Raw genomic sequence first — 18,645 nt, 5'->3', positions numbered from 1 at the left:
AAATAAAAGTTTTGGGGAAATTGTCCGCAGGCGGAAGTTTGATGATGGTTATAAATAAATTAAACCTGTTTTTTGGCACAGATCAGCTCAATTTAACTTAAGCTGTAAGGAAGTCCCACAGATTCCAGGAGTCTTCAATGGAAAACCGTTCAAATAACCAGACCACCCACCCCCCGCAATGGTTGAATTTGAAACTAATAGTCAGCGGTCTGGAAACAGTTCAAGACTTAATTGTCATTTCTTTGTGCATCGGTTTGTTCTGCTTCATGGTGCTCGAACTGCGAGAAATGTTTTTCTCGCTATTGCCTCCTTTGAATTTTCAGGAAGTGACGGCAGATATTTTATTTTTATTGGTTTTGGTGGAATTGTTTCGGCTGCTCATTATTTACTTGCAAGAGCAGCGGGTTTCGATTGGTGTGGCTGTGGAAGTTTGTATAGTTTCTGTTTTACGAGAAGTTATCGTGCGGGGAGTTTTAGAAACTCCCTGGATTCAAATATTATCAACAGGTGGATTTTTGCTGGTTTTGGGAGTATTGTTGGTCATCCGAGTTTGGTTGCCGCCAACTTTCGAGGGTATTGACCCGGAACGCCGTATTGCTAACAGAAAGAGGAATCTGTCAGGCTCTGAATCTTCTGCCGATCCTGTTGGAGTCAATAGCAAGTTTAATTCTCATTGATTGTGGCCCGACAGCCTATTTTAGATTTTAGATTGAGTTTACAGCTTGTCTCGTTACCAGGCATCATCTTCCGTAAAATAAGTAATATAAGGTTTGTAGTGAGGACTTTAGTCCTTATAAAATCCTGAAGAAGGACTAAAGTCCTCACTACAAACCTATTTTTACGGTTATTCGATACAATCCTGAAGAAGGACTAAAGTCCTCACTACAAACCTATTTTTACGGTTATTCGACGCTGTGACACAATATTAGCCGTTAGCCTGCAATTCGCTTAAACGAGCTAAGACTTCTTTGGAGTGAATCGATGGATTAATTTTGACAAAAGTTTCGCGCAAAATGCCTTCCGGGTCAATTATAAAACTGTGCCGTGCCGAGATGAAACTCATCCAAGAACCGTAAGCTTTACTCACTTTGCCGTCGGTATCGGCTAACAGCGGAAATTTCAAACCTTCAGAATCGCAAAATTCCGCGTGGGAGTTGACATCATCGGCACTAATCCCGATAATTTGAGTGTTTTTTGCTAAGTATTTTGGTAAGTCTTGCTGGAACCGACGCGCTTCGATCGTACAACCGGATGTAAAATCTTTGGGATAAAAGTAGACTACCAGCCATTTACCGCGATAATCGGACAGCGATACTTGTCCGTCGCGGCTGTTTGTCGGCAAACTAAAATCGGGTGCTGCTTGATTCACCCCCGGCAGCGTGCCGCCGAGGGCAAAGGCTTCGGGAGTAAAAATCAAACTCAGAAAGGCTAGACAAATTGCCAATAAAGTGGTAGAAAACTTGCGGCGGGAAATCATAAATTCACAAGTAAAACTGTACTTAACACAAGTTTACAGTTTTCTGATTAAATGGGTAGGGGCAATTCGCGGATTGCTTCTAGCACTAAATCCGAGCTACGCACCCCTTTGATGATTCGGCGGTTAAAACCGCTTCTCGACAGACGAAGCCCGCGGAGGCGGGCTAAGAAGTCAAGGGGATATTTGGTCAGGATTTGGTAGAAAACCCAGAGATCACTCACTCAAATAGCAATTTATCTATGAGCGCTGCACTCCCCTTAACAGGCAAAGTTACAGTAGTCCAGGTAATTAATGGTCAACCGGTGACGATCGAAGTAGATGGCACTAATGCCCCGATTACTGGGGGCAATTTTGTTGATTTAGTTGAACGCGGCACTTACGACGGGGTGATGTTTCACCGAGTTGTGCGCCAGCCCGATCCTTTTGTGGTGCAAGGGGGCGATCCGCGCAGCAAGGATACTAGCATTCCCGCCAGTCAGTTGGGAACGGGTAATTTTATCGATCCGGATACCAATCAGGCGCGTTTTATTCCTTTGGAAATCAAGCCGCAAGGGGCGGCGCAACCTGTTTACAACCAAGTTGTCACCCAGACGCCGCAGTTGCCGCACACTCGCGGGGCTGTCGCTATGGCTCGTTCTAGTGCTTTGAACTCGGCGTCTTCGCAGTTCTATTTTACTTTGGATGCTTTGCCGTTTTTGGACGGCAATTATGCTGTTTTTGGTAATGTAATTCAAGGTTTTGATACGGTTAATGCGGTGCAGCAGGGCGATCGCATTTCTACCGCCAAAGTCGTTGGAGGAATTGTCCCCAGTCGGACTTCCAGCATCATTACTAATGCTGCTGTACTCAACAGTTTTGTCAATAATACCAATTTTCTAAATCTGCCTTTGCGATCGCTCAACTTGCCTAATACCCCGAACAACTATCAAGTCACCGCCCAAGACTCGCAGCAAAACCCCACCGGCGTGCGCGGAGGTAGCGGAAACGATCGCATTATCGGTTCACCGGTTGATGATGCCATCAACGGTGGCAAAGGCAACGATACTATCACCGGCGAAGGAGGGGACGACTTTCTCAGAGGTGGCAAAGGTAGCGATTTAATTAGTGGCGGTATTGGTAACGATATTATCAACGGAAATTTCGGCGACGATACTCTTAATGGCGATGCTGGGAACGACTTTTTACGGGGTGGCCAAGGTAATGATGTCTTAAATGGTGGGGATGGCAATGATATTTTGATTGGGGATACAGGCAACGATACTATTACTGGAGGTAGTGGTGCAGATACTTTTGTTTTGCTCGGAGTCGATCCTGCGAGTCTTCCTTTTATTCTCCTACTGCCAACGAATCATACCATACTTGATTTTAAACCAGCGGAAGGCGATCGCATTTCTGTGACAGGACAATTATCGGATCCTAGATTCACTCAATCTGGCAGCGATACTTTAATTAACTTAGCTGGGTCTTCTGCTATTGTTAAAAATGCTACCGTCGATTCAGTTAGAAATGCAGTCTTTGCAATTCCTTTACCTACGCTTCCTCCTCGTCCTAATGACTTACCCAATGGCGATGCAGCCTTAAGAATTGGGTAGTTTTAAGTAGATTGGGTTGAGTTAACTCAACCCAATTACAATGGTTTTCAGGTCAATATCCATATATTTTATTAGCTGCCAGCCCCTTGCTACAGGATCTATTTTCTAGGCATTATTCCAAACTTCAACTAAGACCATAGCTTTCTAAGTTTGGCGACTGCATCTTGATAATAATCCATTTTTCCCTGCTGCTTAAACAGCCCTGCCGCTTTCTGAAAATCTTCAAATGCTCCCTGCACTTCTCTCAACTTATATCTAGTCAATCCTCGGTTGAAGTAAGCTTTAGCAAAATCTCGATTTAGCCGAATCGCTGACTCAAAATCAGCTAGCGCTGCCAGGGAATTTTCCATTTGCATCCGGATAGAGCCGCGGTTAAAATATGCTTGGGCTAAATTGGGGTTGAGCATCAGTGCCGAGTTGTAATCGGCGATCGCCGCAGTATAATCTTTGGAACGAGTCAGCATAAACCCGCGATTGCTGTAATACTTGGCTCGATAAGGATTGAGTTCGATCGCGGTAGTTAAGTCTTCGATGGCAGACTGCGTGTAACCCAATCTGTAGCGGGCCACACCGCGATCGTTGTAAGCTGGCGAGAATTGCGGGTTCAGGTTAATTGTAGCAGTGAAATATTGAATCGCAGCCTGCAACTCTTGTTTTTCGAGATTTTTTAAACCCTGGGTGTAAAGCTTGGTGGTATTAGCCTTTAAATTTGCCTCTTGTCGCGCTTGGGCTTGCTCGCCCGAAAATACTTTGCCTGCAATATTAGCAAATCCCAAAGATTCCATCGACTGGACAATAGTGGTGACAACTAATTGACTTGAGAAAATGGGGATAGTAGGCATGGGAGGGTGGGGGTTGAACAGTATACTTTCATTGTCTCCGATACCTCAGCTACTGAGAGTGATATCCGTACTCTCACGAAGGTGATAAGTTAGCTGCGAGTTGGTGATGCTCCAACATTGACTTGTGTAATCTGAGTTAGCTTAGTTAGTGATTTCGATCGCAATTATTGAAAATAGGGCGTATAACCCGCTAAATATGGTTGTTTTAGGCGAGCTGGGCAGTTTTTTGGCCCTCGCGCTTCCCAGAGTGTCGGAGTGTCTGAGTGTCCCGGGGTGCGAGGCGCCAAGGGGGAGAGATTTGAGTTTTTGGAGAATATTTTATCGAAAGATACAATTTAAAGGGCAGCAGCTTATGACGTTGTAGGGATGCGCTATCGGTAAATCCCGATCGATAGCGGCGGCCATCTGATACTCTGTTTTGAGGAAAAATATCAGTTTGACAGCGAGGCATCTATGAAACAAACTGGTTTGTAGCCACAGAGCGCATCTGAGACGGCTGGTGCCTGCACCTACCCCGACAGACATTTAACTAATAGTTTTGAGTAAGATTGCTGGGGAAAGTCGCCGATAATTTGGTATGCTTTAGATTACACATCAAGAATCTATTGTGCAAATTAGTGTCAATGAAAAGAGTTCTGAGGTTGAAAACTTTATTTGCGGCAGTGTTGGCGATCGTGCTGTTCGCTCTCTACTCAACTCCTCCTGTGATGGCCGCGAATCCGGAGGATGTCAGTCAGCTATTAAAAGATAATTGGTGCGTCAGCTTTCTCTGGAAGCAGTGCGATTTGAGCGCGGCCGATTTGCACGGAGCTAATCTCCAAGAAGCCAACTTGAGCGGCGCCAACTTATCCGGTGCCAACTTGTCCGGTGCTAATTTAAAAAATGCTGACCTTTCAGACGCCAATCTCACCGCCGCCAATTTAGCAAATGCTGATATTTTAGGTACCGATCTCAGTCGAGCTAATTTGACAGAAGCTAATTTCAACCGCACCAAATTGTGGGATGCTAATCTGACTTTGGCAAATCTGAGTCGCGCTAATTTACAAGATGCTAATTTATTGGATTCTCGACTTTGGGGCAGCAACCTCACCGAAGCTAATTTAACGGATGCGACGCTGCACGGTGCTGACTTGCAATATGCTAATTTAGCAGATACTAATTTGACAAACGCTGACTTGCACAGCTTTTTTTTCCGAGGTTCCAAACAAGTCACAAATCTGAGCAATGCTAATTTAGAAGGAGCTAATCTAACGGGAGCAAATCTCAGAGGTGCGCTGCTGGTTGGGGCAATCATGCCTGACGGCTCTATTAATAATGAAGAAATTGGCTTTAATTTAAAATCAAGTGCGTCTGAATAATTTGATAACCCAGCAATCACAGGCTTTCCAGCCTGTTAGCAATTAATTGGTATTTACAGCTAAAAGGCTTGTTCCACAATTAATTGATGTAAAATAAAAAAAATCAAAGCTGGTTGAGGATGGTGTCAGGATATCAGTTTAAACCGGGGTGCAATTTGCTTGCCAAAAAGGGAGATATGCGCCGCGCGCGTAGTTTTCCACTTCTCAGCAGTCAATTTCAATAAAATTTCCAATTTCCAGCCGAACCTACGTGAATCTGTTACAATTTTAAGGAACTCCAAAACTCACTTTCCTAGGATACAAGCCCGGAATTAAATCGTAGAGCTCGAAAAAAATTACATATTTACTTGAATCTCCCAGATTCTTCTGTTGTTGAGTCTATCCCAAATCTCAAATTGGCGAAATAAATCTGTTGTACAGTCAATTATTCAATTGTTTAAGTCTTCTATTGTTCGAGCGGCGAAATTTATCTATTGTAGAATTAATCCCAAATCTCAAATCGGCGAAATAAATCTACTGTAGAGTTAATTATTCAATTGTTCAATTGCCGAGATTCATCTGTTATAGAGTCTATCCAAAATCTCAAATCTAAAATCTAAAATCGACTGATGGAAACTTTGCAAACTCAACTTTACCAACTGGCACAATTTGCTAATAATTTAGTAAATACTCAACTAACACACCTGAGTTTATTCAGCGTCGCAGTCATCTTTCTGGCAGGGTTGCTCACGAGCTTGACGCCCTGTATGCTTTCAATGTTGCCAATTACGATCGGCTACATCGGCGGATACGAAGCAAAAAGCCGCCTGCAAGCCGCCGCCCAGTCTGCCTGGTTTTCCTTGGGATTAGCCACAACCCTCGCAGGTTTAGGCATTGTCGCATCATTTGCGGGTCAAGTTTATGGCAAAATTGGTCTGGGTTTGCCGATCGTTGTCAGCATCATCGCGATTTTGATGGGGCTGAATTTACTGGAAGCTTTACCCTTGCAAATGCCGTCTTTCGACGCTGTGGGGTGGGTGCCGAAGGATTTGCCCGCGGGCGTGCGATCGTACTTATTGGGCTTAACTTTTGGTTTAGTAGCTTCTCCGTGCAGCACTCCGGTTTTAGCTACTCTCTTAGCTTGGGTTTCCAAAACGGGAGATACAGTTTTAGGCGGTGTGTTGCTGCTGTTTTATGCTGCTGGCTACGTCGCTCCGCTGATTGTAGCAGGTACTTTTACCGCGAGCATTAAAAAGCTGTTAGAATTACGCAGGTGGTCGAGTTGGATTACGCCTGTTAGCGGCGTTTTGCTAGTAGGATATGGCGTTTTCTCCCTGCTTTCTCGCATACTTCCCGCCTAAGGTTCGATCGTTCGGACTTCAGTTATTATTTAGAGATATAGCAATCATTACAGAACTAATGAGCTATCTTTTTAGACGAACCGCGAAGACGCGAAGAACACGAAGGAAGAAAAATAAATAATTCACAATTGATTGAGAATTCCTAGATAAAAATAATATTTTCTTCCTTCTTCCTTCTTCCCTCTTCCTTCTTCCTTCTTCCTTCTTCCTTCTTCCTTCTTCCTTCTTCCTTCTTCCTTCTTCCTTCTTCCTTCTTCCTTCATAATTACCAATGACATCAAAAGAAGTATTTCTATCCAAACTATCAAACTGGGCGACTGCTCCTCAAAAGTTCTTCAAGCGAGAGATTTTGCCGGTGCTGGCAGATTTGCGGCTGGCAATTATCTTGCTGCTGGCGATCGCATTTTTTAGCATTTCTGGCACTGTCATCGAACAAGGTCAATCTGTAGAGTTTTACCAATCCAACTATCCAGAACACCCGGCTTTGTTCGGGTTCTTAACCTGGAAAGTTGTCCTAATTTCAGGACTAGACCATGTATACCGCACATGGTGGTTTTTGTCAATCCTAATTTTGTTCGGCAGCAGTTTGACAGCTTGCACTTTTACTAGACAATTTCCCGCCCTCAAAGCCGCTCGCCGCTGGAAATTTTATGAAGAACCGAAGCAGTTTGAAAAGTTAGCTCTCAGTGCGGAATTAGAAACAGTTGCTTTAAGTTCGTTAGAACAACTTTTGCAGCAAAAAAACTACCGCATTTTCCGAGAAGGTGAAAAAGTTTATGCTCGCAAGGGCATAATTGGCAAGATTGGCCCGATTATTGTTCACGCTAGTATGCTAATTATTTTAGCTGGCTCGATGTTGGGATCGATGACGGGATTTATGGGTCAAGAAATGGTTCCTAGCGGTGAAACGTTTCGGGTGCAGAATATCACGGATGCGGGGCCTTGGGCGGGGCCGCAAATACCTAAGGATTGGTCGATGCGTGTGAATCGGTTCTGGATCGATTATAGTCCGAGCGGGGCGATCGACCAATTTTACTCGGATCTGTCAGTTTTGGACAAAACAGGCCAAGAGGTCGATCGCAAAACCATTCACGTTAACGAGCCGCTTAGATACCGCGGAGTCACATTTTATCAAGCAGATTGGGCTCTAGCAGCCGTCCGAGTTCGCCTCAACAAAAGCCCTGTTTTGCAATTGCCAATGGCTCAGTTAGATACCAAAGGTAAAGGCAGAATTTGGGGTGCTTGGATTCCGACAAAACCAGATTTGAGTGCGGGAGTTTCTCTGCTAGCAAAAGACTTGCAAGGAACGATGTTAGTCTACGGTACGGATGGCAAATTGTTAACTACTGTTCGCGCCGGTACAGCAATCGAAGTTAACGGAGTGAAGTTGGCAATTGATGAAGTTGTAGGTAGCACGGGATTGCAAATTAAAGCCGATCCGGGAATTCCACTCGTCTATACGGGCTTCGGCTTGCTGATGCTCAGCGTGCTGATGAGCTATCTGTCTCACTCGCAGATTTGGGCTTTGGAAAAAAACGGCAAACTCTATGTCGGCGGGCGCACTAATCGCGCTCAGGTGATATTTGAAAGAGAAGTTGTGGAGATTTTGGACAAGTTGGCAGAATCGAAAACCGCAGAGGCTAAAAGTGCGTTAAGCGAAGCTATCCCGTAGGGAATCGCCCCGACTTCTGTTGCTAGTCAAAGCTAACCGTAGTTAATCGTAGGGTGCGCGCTACGCACCTTACACCAAGGGATAAAACGAAAAATAAAATAAAAAATTAATGTGGATAAAAAAATATAATTTAGTCAACACGCCTTGCTGAAAATAGAAATTATTGAAAGTCACGGGGTTACAATTTCAACAGATTTAATTTCCGAAACTGTTAGAACACCGAGTTCGGTAGAAGCAAGGAGTCAAGGGAAGTTCATTTATCAAAAAAGATTGAATGGACTTGTTCTAAGAGTGGTTTACCGAGAATATTTAGATAGAATTTTAGTAATTACTGCTTATCCTGGTAAGAAGCCAAGATATGAAAAATATTAGATAGGGCTTGCTGAATAAAAGTAGAAAGCGGTCAAAATACTTATCACTTGGCTCTCTAATATGATGTCGAGTCGATTATCATCACAAAAACCGTTCGTAGTGCGGACTTCAGTCCGCAGCCCGAGAGCGGACTAAAGTCCGCACTACAAACCTTACTTATTTAAACGTTTGTAGTGCGGACTTTAGTCCGCAGCCCGAGAGCGGACTAAAGTCCGCACTACAAACCTTACTTATTTAAACGATCGGGCTGTTACTTCTCGTGCCGCACCTCAACCACGGTGTGCACATTCCCCCGCGGCAGAAAATCGCCCTTAATTGTCACTTCCAGCGGCGCGCAAGCTGCGACAAAATCATCTAAAATTTGATTGATCGATTCTTCGTGAGAAATGTAGCGATCGCGATAACTGTTGACGTAGAGCTTCAGGGCTTTTAACTCTACCACTCGCTCGTCGGGCACATAAGTAACGTGAATCGCGGCAAAATCTGGATAGCCCGAAAACGGACACTTGCAAGTAAACTCCGGCAAAGTAATGTTAATCGTATAGCGGCGCCCGACTCGCGGGTTGGGGAAAGTAATTAACTGCCCCTCCAAAATCTCGCGTTCGCCGTATTTCATTGCCTCGGTACTTGACTTTGGCGACACATCTTGTTCGGTTGGGTGGTTGTTCATAGCGATCGACTGAAAACTGCTCAGATTTAATTAAACTCACTATCAATATCTGTAACAAATATCTTGACGAATTGTGTTGCGATCGATCAAATTGCAAATACTCTCAGGCTAAACTTAAAAAAGTTCACCCTCGCCATCTACAATTATGCAAAATACTACCTTATCTGACAATACATCCCCTGAAAACTCAAATAGTTACTCTCCATCGGTACCGATTTCCCTCTATCGAGAAGTCACCGCAGAGCTGCAAGCCGCCCAAGCGATGCTCGACTCTCTCAAAACCCACAACCAGCAATTAGTTCAACAAAATCAACAACTGCGGCGAGAAGTAGAAACAGTAGTTCAAGTATCCCAACAGCTACAGCAAGTAGTCAACTCGGCTCAGAGCGTCACCCAGACTGGGATGCCTCCAATGCCCTCAGTCAAATTCAATTTCAGCGTTGAACCTGTGCCCCCAGCATCTGCAACCTCGCAGACTAACTCTGCCGTACCTCAACCACCTCAGACAGTGGCTTTCCCTTTCCCCCTACCGGAGCCAACAGCCCCTCCGATGCCGGATACACTGCCAGAAAAATTATTTACCGAGGTTCCGGAAACTCCTTACCGCGTGCGCTCTCAACCCAAAAAAGCCTCAGACTTGAGCGGAGTGTGGTTGGCGATCGCCATTTTTCTCATTGTCATTGCCGCCTTTGGCGCAGGTTATTTAGTTGTTCGCCCTTTGTTGAAGGGGAAGTAAATTCCAACAATAATCCCACGACCTGAGCCGTGGGATTTTAACCGAAACCTAGCATAAAATATTCAAAGTTACGCTAATTGGCTACTATACTCTGACGGCACTCGTTTCTACTGCACGAGGCGCATACTGCTCTTCACAAGCAGAACCTAGGCTGCCCACCCCGGGCTCGAAACCGCGCGTGAACTCGGTGAGTTTGACCTGTTTAGCTTCCAGAGCTGTCTGTAGCACCTTCATGGCCTTGTGAGGGTCGCCGGCTCCGCAGAAAAATAAGTCTGCGGCAAAATAACCGTGTTCAGGCCAAGTATGGATTGCTATATGAGACTCTGCCAAAGTTGCAGTAGCCGTCACTCCGTGAGGACTAAACTGGTGTACGCACAAATCGATGAGAGTAGCTCCTCCGGCTTCGATCGCATCGAGAATAGCGCGGCGGATACGTTCAGGATCGTTGAGCAGGTCTCCAGGAGACTGCCAAGCATCAGCGACCAGATGGGTTCCCAATTGTTTCATTCTGCGGGGTTTTACCTCTAATTCACAATGTCTCAAACCTTTTGACGATAGCACGGACTTGAAAAATTATCAAGTAGATTTCCTAAAAAAATCAAAATATAGTGGCGAGGGCGATCGCCACTATATTTTTTGGCACTTTGTCCCAAGTCCAAGCCCGGCGCCAGCATCCAGCAGGCGATAGCGCGTTACCGCACAAGCAAGTAAGTGAAGCTTTTGGCTTGAGGCGCGATCGAGCATTAGCTCGCTCCCAACTGACAATCGCCACGCTACCGGACATCGCCATCAATCCCGGCTGTGAGTCGCCCCATTCGGTAAAATTGCCCCGCCCAAAGCCGCTTGATTCAAATTAGCAACATTCAAGCTCGCCCCAATCAAATTAGCCTCAGATAAATTAGTCCCTGTCAAATTTGCCCCAGTCAAAGAACTTAGCAGCAAACCCGCACCCGACAAATTGGCGTTACTCAAATTCGCACCCCGCAAATCCGCTTCCAGCAAGCTAGCACCCGACAAATTTGCACCGCTCAAATCAGCTCCCCGCAGAGAAGCTTTGTTCAAATTCGCAGCCCTCAAATCAGCATTGTGCAGAATCAAACCATTCAAATTAGCTTTACTCAAATTAGCGCCTTGCAAGTCAGCACCGCTTAAATTAGAACCATTTAAATTAGCTCCTTTTAAGTCAGCACCGCTCAAGTCAGCATTGCTCAAATTAGCAGCACAAATACAAGCCTCCCGCAAACTTGCTTCGCTCAAAATCGCCCCAACCAAATTGACACCGCTGAGATTTCCACGATTGAGATAAGCCCGAATTAGAGTTGCACCACTCAGGTTTGCGCCGTTCAAATCTACCTCGCTCAGAATCGCTCTGGTTAGATTTGCTCTGCTTAAATCAACCCCGCTCATAATTGCTCGGCTCAGCGTCGCTCCGCTTAAATTAGCTTCAGTTAGCTTTGAGCCGCTGAGCAAACAAGCTCCGACTAAACTCGCTCCTGTCATCACAGCTTTGCTCAAGTCAGCGCGAGACAATATTGCTCCGCTGAGATTGGCTCCGCTAAAATCTGCTCCGATCGCCACAGTTCCCGTTAAACTAGAACTGCCGAGGTTGGCTTCAATTAATTTCGCTTTAGATAAATTAGCTCCGCTCAAGTCAGCGCAGTTTAAATTAGCTCCAATTAGTTTGCTTCTAATTAAGTTGGCGCCTTTCAAATTAGCGCTGCTCAAATTTGTGCGACTGAGATTAGCTTCAATTAAATGAGCTGCAATCAGGTTAGCACCTCGAAAATCTCGTTCCCCGTTTCTATGTCTAGTTAAAAGTTCATCGACGCTTAAAATCTCAGTGAAATTCATAAAAAAATTGAGTGAGTTTCCTTAATTTCTCGATGTTCTATGTTGTCTGAAAGTTGGTGCGGTGTCTGGCAATCAGTTCTTTTTTAACCAATACTGCTACCGTAACAATTGTCAAAACACGTTCATTACTAGCAGCACCAGACTAATCTAGTTATAACTTAAGAAAATAGACCAGATTTTCTCTACAAATCTTGGGTTTGCCAGCGCAGTAGTCATGAATAAATAGAGTTTTTCGCTCCCGCGTGTCAGTCCTTTAAGTCTTATTTTTCTAATAGTTGGTTGTGGCTGATGTTAGTTGTTAATTGTTATAGTCCTGGACGCATTTTTTACGGTGTAGCAAAGCCTTGAGATTGCTTCGGAAGCCTCGCAATGACAGAAATACGTTTTTTTGCGTCCAGGACTGTGTTAGTTCTATTTGGACTAACTACATAATCACTAACTATTAACTACTAACCACTTACCAAAATACCCAGAAGTTGTCGATCGCTCTTGTCAAGGTCGATCGTCTATTTGGGTTATTGCTGGCGGCATTAGCGCCGCATTCTGACCCGAAAAATTGCCGCGGAGGGCGATCGATCGAATTGATGAGTGCAACCAAGAAACAAGAGCTCGGAGTTTCAACCCAAAAGCCTTCTACATAAATGCCTTCTATCTGCGATCGCCCGTCAAAGCCTCCGCCCGCTCAGCTCAGCTAGTGTCACCTCCCCCCACTGTGCTCGGTGCCAGTGAAATCCAACAGGAAGGCTGTTTCCCTCGGAGTGCTGAGCGATTCGCAGGCTTTGCCAGCCATAGGCTGCCGTTGGCCTGAGAGTTCGCAAAAAAATTAACCGCGAGCCGTTTCCGTACTCTCGCGCTGCTGTGCTTGCTGTTAATCTTGACTCGATCCATGAGCGCTTGCGGTTCTAATTAACAGAACACCCGAAACCAGACGCGCTCTCGGACATAAAAGCTATTTCTGGGCTTCTCAAATGCTTCGCTGAGGCATTCCCAGAAAAACTGTATTCATGCCAGCAGGTCTTGCCAACGGCAATTTGGCTGCTATAGCGAACCAATGACCCGCCTAAGTCTTGCGGTTCGGCGACAATATTATTTTACTAATAGTTGGCGACCACCGCAGGCCCTACTCGGCGCGCAGGACGGGCTACTTCACCTGTATAAGTTGCTGAAATTAGCCGCCCCATAACTAAAGATAGTCCTTCTTTGACTAACAGGGCAATCTCTGCTGTAATTTATGTCATTAACTTTGATAATACTGCGTTATTGGCGATCGAGCAGTAGTGAGTGTTACAGACGAAAAAACCGCAGTTTTTTTTCCAGGTGTAAAAATTAATTAAGTTAACTAAGGAATGAAAATTTAATAACTTACACTTTTATTCTTGTGGGATGGGCGTCTCGCCCGTCCCGAAAGGGCGGGCGGGACACCCCACAAACTTGTGTAAATTATTTAATTCGCGATCCTAAGCCGATCGACCTGCCGGCGCAAAGCCCAGCTCGCAGTCTCAAAATTCAACTTTTACTTTGAGCAGGTCGCTTTTTTAAAGTTTCCAGAACAAAACAAAAGCCGGCTTTCACAGAAAAAGCCGACTTTTGAGATTATTTTACAGGCGCATTAGGGTCAGCCCCTGCACCCGCAACCATCAGAGATGCCCAGTAGGGCAGTCCCTGCGGGAATTAGAAACCATGCCCAAACCAAGTCACAACAATCAAACTCAAACTATCTAAACCCGACGGTTACCAGTCACGCCCTGATTGGGGTCATAAATATTAGCCGTAGTATCAACGCCAGGAGTGCCCGGAGCGCCGTAATCTGCGCGAGCGCTATCCACGCTGGGATAGTCGTAGGTGTTCCAATGCTGAATGCCTCCGCGGCTCATAATTGCTTCAGCTTTAGCGACTTCTGCTTCGCTACCGTCAAGCATTACCAAGTAATCTCCTCTGGCGACTCGATCGTTGTAGGCTCTGGCTTGCTCTTCGGGAATTCCCAAACCTACCAAAGCTCCGATCAAACTGCCAGCAGCCGCACCCAAAGCAGTACCTGCTAGTGTAGTGGCGATCGTCGTAGCGGTGGCTCCTGCCAGCATAATCGGCCCGATACCCGGAATTGCCAGCGCGCCGAGGCCTACCAACAAGCCAGTCAAACCGCCCAAGGTGCCGCCTGTGAGCGCGCCCTTGGTCGCCCCCTCATCAGCCTTGTTGTCGGCGTTGTCCTTCACGTCAATGCCTGCGATTTCCCCTTTAGAGTCGGCATCCTTGGCGATCACCGAAACCCGATCCATGTCGAAACCAGCAGTTCGCAATTCTCCCAGCGCGTGTTCCGTCTCGCGGCGGGTAGCAAACACGCCGACAGCGCGCTTGTCGCGGGCCAAAGCTTTGCGGCCGGTATCTGCTGGCACATCGTAAATACCCCAGTCATGAATGCCCCGCACGCTCATAATTCCTTCGGCGGTGGCCAACTCAGCATCCGTTCCTTCGACGAATATTAAATATTCTCCGCGCGAGAGGCGATCGCCATAAACTTTAGCTTTAGCTTCGGGAACACCCAAACCCACCAAACCGCCAACCAAACCGCCGGCTGCTGCTCCAATCGCACCTCCGACAACGGTATCAGCTAGCAGAGTGGCGATCGCGCCCCCCGCCATCACCGGGCCAACTCCCGGAATCGCCAGCGCCCCAATGCTGCCCAGCAACCCGATCAAACCGCCCGTGACTACTCCAGCCGTCGCGCCAGCTTTCGCACCGCCGCCCACTTTCTCATCAGTGCTCTTAGCAGCGCTAGCACCAGCGATTTCGCTGCCGTTGAGGTTTTCCCCAACTACCGAAACCTGATTCATCGGAAAGCCGGTACTTTGCAGTTCCATCAAAGCTAATTCCGTATCGCGGTAATTAGAAAAAGCTCCTACAGCCCGTTTGTGTTGACCTAAAGCCATTTTTTTTCTCCTTCAAAATATACTGTTTTTACACAACCACAGAATTCATGCTCTGCTTGCGGCCATCCATCACATTTAGTCATTTTTTCCCAACATTTTTAATCGCTCGCTGGGAATAAATTACCTCTCTATCTTCCGACCAGTTTTTTACTAATTGTCAGGAATTCACCATCGGAAATTGAAAAGAGTAACTTGCAGGTAGTGCGCGACTTTTTAGTTGTGAGTAAATTGAAATCTTTCAACTCTTTAACTTAAAAAAACCTACCTGGAAGAGTCACGCAAGCGTTGCGAACCGCTCTCAAAGCAATTTTAAAATGCCCGACTTTCCCGCCGACTTCTTCCTTCCTGAGACGGCGGTAGCCGACGAGTCTTTTTACCCGAACAGCGACTTGGGCGATCGCACAACAGAAGGAAGGCTTATTTCTGGTTCGCGATCGTTTGTTAATTCTTAGGCGATGCGGGTGCAGCGGGGGCGACAACAGCCGTAACATTCACACTTTTGACACCCTTAATCTCTTTAGCTAGCGGCTCAATTTTAGCTAAATCAGTTTGGTTGGGAACTGTGCCACCGACGATAACAGCCCCGTCTTTTGCCTCAACAGTTAGCTGACCTTTCGTGATGTTCACTTCCAACTTCGAGCGAACTTCGCTTTTCAGGTCGCCATCGGCTCTTTTTGTATCGCCGCCCGTCACATTGTTGCGCTGTTCTCTGGCTCTGATATCAGAATTTGCTTGGGCTTTGCGAATATCGCTAGTGGCGTCGCCCTGAGTTTTTTGAACTGTCTCGGCTGGCGGCGGGCTGCTGCGATTTTCTGTGGTAGAATTAGGAGCATCAGCGCTAGTTTTAGCCCCGTCACTGCAACCAACAGCCCCAAATAACAAGATGCTGCTGATGATAATTGGTGTTATTTTGTTCATAATATGTCAATGTCCTCCAAGTAAGCTTTCGATGAGCCAGACTTCGTTGAAGTAGATTAAGCAACACTAAACTTTAACTAAACTTTAGTTGGTGCCTTTTACCTAACAAGCCTTATATCAAACATATAAAACTGAGGAATCCGGTACATCGCTCCACAGGTGTAAATGCTATCTATGTCGTTAGATAGAGTGCAAAAAAGCAAATGACGTATGATGTAAAAATCAACTTGATACTGTTGAATGCACTGTTACTGAAAAAAACGATCGAGCGCAAGATTTTTATTTGCCGCAGTCCATATTTTGCGATCGACCAAGTGCCAACTCGTAAGTTGTTTTAATAAATGCGATCGCCACTGGCAACAGAAATTTCCCTCAACATCCGTTAAATCCATTAAATCCGTTGCCCAACTTCCTGCTTCAAAACAAACGAAAAGAATCCAGAAATTTTTGAGCATTTTCTGATACCGGAGTAGTAGCAACTAGCCCGTAAACGCGCGTATCCACCAAAAATACCTGACCTATACCTACAGGTTGCGTGGCTCCAAGCGACTGAAACTCAAATTCTTTTCCCGGATAGCCGCCCAGGGAAATATCCCGCACTTGTAGCACTTTGGCATTCGCCGCCACCACAAAGAAATCAACGGCATTGTTTAAAGTAATTTTGATATTATTGTTGCTGAGTCGAAAATCTAAATCGAAGTATTGGAGTAAATAAGTTTCTTTATTTTTTAATACTGACCTATAGGTATGAGTTGTGATTTGAGTTGAGAAAGTTTCAGTATTAATTTTAGGAGTTCCCGGCATATCGATCGCAAACTCACCTTGGCTTGAGCAAAACGGCTGCCACTCCGGCTGAGCAAGCGGCGCCCGCAGCAAAGCTGGTTGAGCTTTTGCGGGACTTGTAAACTTCAGGGCCGAGACAAATAATGTAGCAATAACTAGGAGTACGTGCAGCAATTTCATTTGTATAATAAATATAATTGTCCGATCGATCTGCGCTAGCCTAGAAATATATCCGCAAACGAGGGATTCATGCTGAATACTATATTTACTCAACGGCGAGGCAACTCAGGGCGATCGCCAGCTAAAACCAGTAAAACCAATAAAACCAATATACTCGCTACCCTAAATAGAGGGCTTGCCCTGTGTCTGCTGGCTGCTGTCACAGCTTGCGCCAACAGCCCCAACAGCAAGGCACTCGAAGAATCCCTAGCAGCAGATCCAAAATTACAACAAAATCCGGCGGTTTTGTCCAATCCATCGCCAGCGACAGCAGTTGAAACCAACTCCAGCGCCAAACTTCCTGCCGATTTTCCGACAGAAATTCCACTATATCGTAATGCTCAGTTAGTCGAAGTGGGCCCGCCAACCGATCCGCCGTCAAAAAACGCGCGACTGCGCTGGGAAACCACAGATCCGGTGAATTCGGTTCAGAACTTTTATCAGTTAGAATTTGGGCGGCGCAACTGGAAAATAGTCAGCCTCCCAAGCGCCGACGGACAAGGTTCCTTAGTCGCCACCCGAGATAATTTGCGGGTAACAGTGTCGCTTTCTGGGATTGAGAAAGTAGGAGGTTCTACAAAATTTGCGATCGACTACACCAAAGACAGCCCAGAAATTGCCGCCAGCCCCGAACCGAACAATTCCGAGTCTAGCCCATCCCCAAGCGCTTCACCAACTCCCTCAAATTCAGAGGGAAGCACACCCGCGCCATCGACTGCGCCAAAATCACCAAAAATTAGCCAACCAGACACCCAAATCCCTCAACAGTTGCGGCAGTACGTAGCAGATTTGGCTCAGTTAGAAGCGCTAAAAGTGCGATCTAAAAGCGGTGCTAATTTAGAAACAGGCACCACCTTACCCGAACCCAACAAAATTGTTACCCGCCGCGAATACGCCCGCTGGTTAGTAGCAGCAAACAATCAGATATATGCCAGCCGTCAAGCAAAACAAATTAGATTAGCAGTAGACTCTAGCGAACCTGCATTTTCTGACATACCCAAAACCGACCCAGATTTTGCAGCAATTCAAGGTTTAGCAGAAGCCGGCTTAATTCCGAGTTCGCTTTCAGCAGAAACGAAAGATCTGAAATTTCGTCCCGATGCGCCTTTAACACGCGAAACAATGGTTCTCTGGAAAGTACCATTAGATACTCGTCAAGTTTTACCCACCGCCAACATTGAAGGAGTCAAAGAAAAATGGGGTTTTCAAGATGCTTCTAAGATTGATTCCCAGGCCTCGCGGGCAATTTTAGCGGATTTTAACAATGGAGATTTGGCAAATATTCGCCGGGTTTTTGGTTTTACTACTCTGTTTCAGCCCAAAAAATCCGTGACTCGCGCCGAAGCTGCTGCTAGTTTGTGGTATTTTGGCATTCAAGATCAGGGATTGTCGGCGAAAGATGCCCTGCAAGCAAAGTCTCAACCTACTCAGTAGAGTTGTTTGAGATACTTAAAAGTTTTAAACAAAGCATTTACCGATAAAACAACAGCTTGAGATTACCAACTTTTTTGTCCGAAGCAACGGACAAGCCAAGCAATCGCAGTCTCTGTTTTTTACTCAGGTGTAGTCTGTAGCGTCATCTGATAAATATAAAATAGGTTAAGCGACAAAACCAAGTCCGAGGGAACAAGAAGGACTTAAGTCCTCACTACTAACCTGAGGGAACAAGAAGGACTTAAGTCCTCACTACTAACCTGAGGGAACAAGAAGGACTTAAGTCCTCACTACTAACCTGAGGGAACAAGAAGGACTTAAGTCCTTACTACTAACCTGAGGGAACAAGAAGGACTTAAGTCCTCACTACTAACCTGAGGGAACAAGAAGGACTTAAGTCCTCACTACTAACCTGAGGGAACAAGAAGGACTTAAGTCCTCACTACTAACCTGA

19 protein-coding genes are annotated in these 18,645 nt (G+C 45.8%); 9 read left to right on the top strand and 10 right to left on the bottom strand.

Features of this window, described 5'->3' with window-relative positions; translation table 11 throughout:
* Positions 1-137: 137 nt before the first annotated feature.
* Positions 138-677 (top strand): phosphate-starvation-inducible PsiE family protein, encoded by a 540-nt coding sequence (locus tag QZW47_RS20355; RefSeq protein ID WP_293130454.1) that lies wholly within the window; start codon positions 138-140, stop codon positions 675-677.
* Positions 678-925: 248 nt separating this feature from the next.
* Here QZW47_RS20355 and QZW47_RS20350 read toward each other — a convergent pair whose 3' ends face one another.
* Positions 926-1,477, bottom strand: a complete 552-nt coding sequence (locus tag QZW47_RS20350; RefSeq protein WP_293130452.1) for a peroxiredoxin — start codon at positions 1,475-1,477, stop codon at positions 926-928.
* 239 nt (positions 1,478-1,716) lie between these two features.
* Here QZW47_RS20350 and QZW47_RS20345 point away from each other — a divergent pair, with 239 nt between their 5' ends.
* Entirely contained in the window at positions 1,717-3,069 is a 1,353-nt protein-coding gene (locus tag QZW47_RS20345) for a peptidylprolyl isomerase (protein ID WP_293130450.1), read from the top strand.
* Between the two features lie 128 nt (positions 3,070-3,197).
* Here the strand turns inward: QZW47_RS20345 and QZW47_RS20340 are convergent, their stop codons facing one another.
* Positions 3,198-3,911, bottom strand: a complete 714-nt coding sequence (locus QZW47_RS20340) for a tetratricopeptide repeat protein (protein ID WP_293130448.1) — start codon at positions 3,909-3,911, stop codon at positions 3,198-3,200.
* 623 nt (positions 3,912-4,534) lie between these two features.
* Between QZW47_RS20340 and QZW47_RS20335 the strand changes: the two genes are divergently transcribed.
* Both QZW47_RS20335 and QZW47_RS20330 read left to right on the top strand, forming a co-directional pair.
* A complete protein-coding gene (locus QZW47_RS20335) occupies positions 4,535-5,269 on the top strand; it encodes a pentapeptide repeat-containing protein (protein WP_293130446.1) in 735 nt (244 codons plus the stop codon).
* 605 nt (positions 5,270-5,874) lie between these two features.
* On the top strand, positions 5,875-6,609 hold the full coding sequence (locus tag QZW47_RS20330; protein WP_366930908.1) for a cytochrome c biogenesis protein CcdA: 735 nt from the start codon (positions 5,875-5,877) through the stop codon (positions 6,607-6,609).
* A 122-nt stretch (positions 6,610-6,731) separates the two neighbouring features.
* On the opposite strand, the gene QZW47_RS20325 is transcribed toward QZW47_RS20330, so the two are convergent.
* Complete coding sequence (locus tag QZW47_RS20325) at positions 6,732-6,887, bottom strand: hypothetical protein (protein ID WP_293130442.1); 156 nt, start codon at positions 6,885-6,887, stop codon at positions 6,732-6,734.
* On the opposite strand from QZW47_RS20325, the gene QZW47_RS20320 reads away from it, so the two are divergent.
* Positions 6,881-8,281 carry a cytochrome c biogenesis protein gene (locus QZW47_RS20320; protein WP_293130440.1) on the top strand — a complete coding sequence of 467 codons (1,401 nt, stop codon included), beginning with the start codon at positions 6,881-6,883 and terminating at the stop codon, positions 8,279-8,281. The two genes, QZW47_RS20325 and QZW47_RS20320, sit on opposite strands and share 7 nt — an antisense overlap.
* Before the next feature lie 622 nt (positions 8,282-8,903).
* Here the strand turns inward: QZW47_RS20320 and queF are convergent.
* Positions 8,904-9,323, bottom strand: coding sequence for a preQ(1) synthase (gene queF, locus QZW47_RS20310; protein ID WP_293130438.1), 420 nt, complete (start codon positions 9,321-9,323; stop codon positions 8,904-8,906).
* Between the two features lie 145 nt (positions 9,324-9,468).
* Here queF and QZW47_RS20305 point away from each other — a divergent pair, with 145 nt between their 5' ends.
* Positions 9,469-10,059: a hypothetical protein gene (locus tag QZW47_RS20305; RefSeq protein ID WP_293130436.1), complete on the top strand. Its 591-nt coding sequence runs from the start codon at positions 9,469-9,471 to the stop codon at positions 10,057-10,059.
* Between the two features lie 84 nt (positions 10,060-10,143).
* Here the strand turns inward: QZW47_RS20305 and speD are convergent, their stop codons facing one another.
* The 4 genes from speD to QZW47_RS20285 form a co-directional block, all read right to left on the bottom strand.
* Complete coding sequence (speD, locus tag QZW47_RS20300; protein ID WP_293130638.1) at positions 10,144-10,566, bottom strand: adenosylmethionine decarboxylase; 423 nt, start codon at positions 10,564-10,566, stop codon at positions 10,144-10,146.
* Between the two features lie 91 nt (positions 10,567-10,657).
* Complete coding sequence (locus tag QZW47_RS20295) at positions 10,658-10,843, bottom strand: hypothetical protein (protein ID WP_293130434.1); 186 nt, start codon at positions 10,841-10,843, stop codon at positions 10,658-10,660.
* A gap of 5 nt (positions 10,844-10,848) precedes the next feature.
* Positions 10,849-11,910 carry a pentapeptide repeat-containing protein gene (locus QZW47_RS20290; protein ID WP_293130432.1) on the bottom strand — a complete coding sequence of 354 codons (1,062 nt, stop codon included), beginning with the start codon at positions 11,908-11,910 and terminating at the stop codon, positions 10,849-10,851.
* Between the two features lie 1,718 nt (positions 11,911-13,628).
* On the bottom strand, positions 13,629-14,837 hold the full coding sequence (locus QZW47_RS20285; RefSeq protein WP_293130430.1) for a general stress protein: 1,209 nt from the start codon (positions 14,835-14,837) through the stop codon (positions 13,629-13,631).
* Positions 14,838-15,151: 314 nt separating this feature from the next.
* Between QZW47_RS20285 and QZW47_RS20280 the strand changes: the two genes are divergently transcribed.
* On the top strand, positions 15,152-15,289 hold the full coding sequence (locus QZW47_RS20280) for a hypothetical protein (protein ID WP_293130428.1): 138 nt from the start codon (positions 15,152-15,154) through the stop codon (positions 15,287-15,289).
* Here QZW47_RS20280 and QZW47_RS20275 read toward each other — a convergent pair.
* Positions 15,279-15,755, bottom strand: coding sequence for a BON domain-containing protein (locus QZW47_RS20275; protein ID WP_293130426.1), 477 nt, complete (start codon positions 15,753-15,755; stop codon positions 15,279-15,281). The two genes, QZW47_RS20280 and QZW47_RS20275, sit on opposite strands and share 11 nt — an antisense overlap.
* A 203-nt stretch (positions 15,756-15,958) precedes the next feature.
* On the opposite strand from QZW47_RS20275, the gene QZW47_RS20270 reads away from it, so the two are divergent.
* A complete protein-coding gene (locus QZW47_RS20270) occupies positions 15,959-16,093 on the top strand; it encodes a hypothetical protein (RefSeq protein WP_293130424.1) in 135 nt (44 codons plus the stop codon).
* A gap of 79 nt (positions 16,094-16,172) precedes the next feature.
* Here the strand turns inward: QZW47_RS20270 and QZW47_RS20265 are convergent, their stop codons facing one another.
* Positions 16,173-16,718 (bottom strand): hypothetical protein, encoded by a 546-nt coding sequence (locus tag QZW47_RS20265; protein WP_293130422.1) that lies wholly within the window; start codon positions 16,716-16,718, stop codon positions 16,173-16,175.
* A 69-nt stretch (positions 16,719-16,787) separates the two neighbouring features.
* Here QZW47_RS20265 and QZW47_RS20260 point away from each other — a divergent pair, with 69 nt between their 5' ends.
* Complete coding sequence (locus tag QZW47_RS20260; RefSeq protein WP_293130420.1) at positions 16,788-18,191, top strand: S-layer homology domain-containing protein; 1,404 nt, start codon at positions 16,788-16,790, stop codon at positions 18,189-18,191.
* Positions 18,192-18,645 lie beyond the last annotated feature (454 nt).

The organism is Microcoleus sp. bin38.metabat.b11b12b14.051 (assembly GCF_013299165.1).
In the GTDB taxonomy this organism is placed as follows: domain Bacteria; phylum Cyanobacteriota; class Cyanobacteriia; order Cyanobacteriales; family Microcoleaceae; genus Microcoleus.
The sequence above is the reverse complement of the archived record's forward strand: the minus strand, read 5'-3'. Positions and strand labels throughout refer to the sequence as shown.